This window comes from Streptomyces meridianus (assembly GCF_023703325.1).
Lineage (GTDB): Bacteria > Actinomycetota > Actinomycetes > Streptomycetales > Streptomycetaceae > Streptomyces > Streptomyces meridianus.
The window spans coordinates 1-2,938 of the sequence record NZ_JAMQGM010000090.1 but is presented as its reverse complement, the minus strand read 5'-3'; the positions used below and the strand labels follow the sequence as shown (position 1 = coordinate 2,938).

1 protein-coding gene is annotated in these 2,938 nt (G+C 72.5%); it reads right to left on the bottom strand.

Features of this window, described 5'->3' with window-relative positions; genetic code table 11:
• Window positions 1-98 precede the first annotated feature (98 nt).
• Window positions 99-2,938, bottom strand: a 2,840-nt coding sequence (locus M1E25_RS25515) for a type I polyketide synthase (RefSeq protein WP_251419674.1), incomplete at its 5' end; no start/stop codon positions are given.

Sequence of the window (2,938 nt, the reverse complement as noted above, 5' to 3'; positions counted from 1 at the left end):
AACCGAAACGGCGAGGCTAGCCTCCACTCGGCGGAACGCAGTGGTGGATGGCAGGGGCCCCGGCGCCGGGGTGGGCGGCGTCCCCGACGCCGGGGTGGTCAGCCGGCCGCGGGTGTTTCGAGCTCGTCGTCGAGCATGTCGAACAGTTCGTCCGCTGTGGCCTCGGCCAGATCCCGGTCGCCGTAGGCGGCGGCAGCACCGGACGGTGCTGCCAGCCGATCGGCGAGAGCACGGAGGCGTTCTGCGATCCTCTGCCGATCGGCCTCCGGGAGCTCGCCCGCGGACTCCAGGAAATCGGGACGCTCCCATTCGGCTGCGGCATCGGGAACGGAATCCATCGGTCCCACAAGGTTCTCGATATGCGCGGAAACCGCCGCCGCTGTCGGATAGTCGAAAATCAGCGTGGCCGGCAGCCGCAATCCGGTCGCCGCGCCCAGTTGATTGCGCAGTTCCACCGAAGCAAGGGAATCGAATCCGAGGTCGCTGAATGCCCGCTCGGGTTCGATCGCCTCACCGGATGCATGACCGAGCACTCCGGCGACGGTCGCGCGCACCAGATTCAGCACCGCTTCCGAACGCTCGGCGACGCCGAGGCCCGCGAGCCGCTCGGGGAGAGAGGCGGACTTCGAGACTCCGGCGGAGGCCCGTCGCCGCCCCGACGGGGCCAGCCCCCGCAACAGCGCGGGCAGTTCACCTGCCCGGTCGCGCAGCGCGGGGAGGTCCAGGGAGAGCGGAACGGCGGCCGGCAGACCCGATGCCAGGGCGGCGTCGAGGAGCGACAAGCCCTCGGCCACCGTGAGGGCAGGGGTGCCGGAGCGGCGCAGCCGCTCCAGATCCCCGGCGGACAGCTCGCCGGCCAGGCCGGTGGGGACGTTCCAGAGCCCGTACGCCATGGACACGGCGGGGAGGCCGGCGGCGCGGCGGTGGTGGGCGAGGGCATCGAGGAAGACGTTGGCCGCCGCATAGTTGCCCTGACCGGCGGCCAGCACCAGACCACCGGCCGAGGAGAACATCACGAACGCCGACAGGTCCAGATTTCGCGTCAGCTCGTGCAGATGCCACGCCGCATCCGCCTTCGGCCGGAACACCGCGTCGATGCGTCCGGGCGTCAGGGCATCGATCACGGCGTTGTCCGCGACGCCGGCCACATGTACGACGCCGCGCAGTGGGTGGGCCGGGTCGACGCGATCCAGAACGTCGGCCAGTGCCGTGCGGTCGGACACGTCGCAGGATGCGATCTCCACCCGGACGCCGAGGTCCGTCAGTTCCGTACTCAACTCTGCTGCGTCCGGGGCCTCATGACCTCGGCGACTGACGAGGAGGAGATGACGCACTCCGTGTTCGGTCACCAGGTGCCGCGCCACGAGCGCCCCGAGGCCACCGGTGCCGCCGGTGATCAGCACCGTGCCCGATCCGTCCCACACCGCGGCATCGTCACCCTGCACGTCGGCCGCCGTGCGGGCCAGACGCGGCACCAGCACCCGCCCGCACCGCACCGCCGCTTCCGGCTCCCCGAGGCCGCTGACCTGATCGACCGCGGCCGGAAGGTCCCCGGCGTCGTCCACGTCCAGCAGCAGAAAGCGGCCGGGGTGCTCGGCCTGTGCCGCGCGCACCAGACCCCACACCGGAGCCTGCCGGAGGTCCACCCGGTCGCCCTCGACCGCGGCGACCCCACCTCGTGTGACGACGGCCAGGACGGAGGCGGCGTAGCGCTCGTCCGCCACCCACCGCTGTACGGCCTCGAGCACCCGTCCCAGGGTGTCCCGGGCACCCATGAGGGGGTCGGACGCCGTCTCGCTCCCGCACTCGAGGACGACCAGCGCGGGCACGGCCCCGCCGGCATCGAGTCCGTCCCACGAGCTCCACGACAGCGCGGCCGATTCCGTGGCCGCGGCCTGCCATTCCACGTGCAGGAGGGACTCGGAACGCCCGGTCCCGCTCAACTGCTCAACCGAGACCGGCCGGGAGAGCAGGGACTCCACGGTGAGTACCGGGTTGCCCCGGGCATCTGCGGCGGTGAGCGCGAGCCCGTCCCGCTGGTCCACGGGCGCGATGCGGACGCGCAGCTCGCAGGCGCCGATCGCATGGACGGCGACACCGTTCCAGGCGAACGGCAGAAGCGTCTGCCCACCGCCGTCGCGGCCGGGGAGGTCCAGCATGCCCACGTGCATGGCGGCGTCGAGCAGCGCGGGATGCAGGCCGAACCGTGCTCCGTCCGCTTGCGCCTGATCGGGCAGTGCGACCTCGGCGAACAGCTCGTCTCCGCGTCGCCAGGCCGCCCGGAGTCCCTGGAAGACCGGGCCGTAGCGGTAGCCGAGATCGGCCAGCCCGGGGTACGCGCCGGCCACGGGAATCTCTTCCGCTCCAGCGGGCGGCCAGGCGGAGAGCTCCGTGTCCGGGGTCTGCGCGGAGGGAGCGAGTATGCCCTCGGCGTGCCGGGTCCACGGGGTGTGCGGCTGATGGTCGGGACGTGAGTGCACGGTGACGGCGCGGCGCCCCGCGTCGTCGGCCGCGGCGACGGAGACCTGGAGGGCCACCCCGCCGTGCTCGGGGAGGATCAGCGGCGCGTGGAGGGTCAGTTCCTCCAGCAGAGCGCAGCCGAGCTCATCGCCCGCCCGGAGGGCGAGTTCGACGAATCCGGTGCCGGGCAGCAGGACGTGGCCGAGGACGTCGTGATCGGTGATCCACGGGGCGGTGCCCGCAGCGATCCTGCCGGTGAGTACGACACCGCCCGAGTCGGGCAGGTGCACAGCCGCAGCGAGCAACGGGTGGTCGAGGGCCTCCTGTCCGAGTCCGACCGTGCCCGGTCCGTTCGTCGGGGCGGTCATCCAGTAGCGGGCCCGTTGGAAGGGGTAGGTGGGCAGGTCGATGCGGCGGGCGCCGGTGCCGTCGAAGAAGGCGGACCAGTCCACCTCGGTCCCGGTGACGTGCAGCCGGC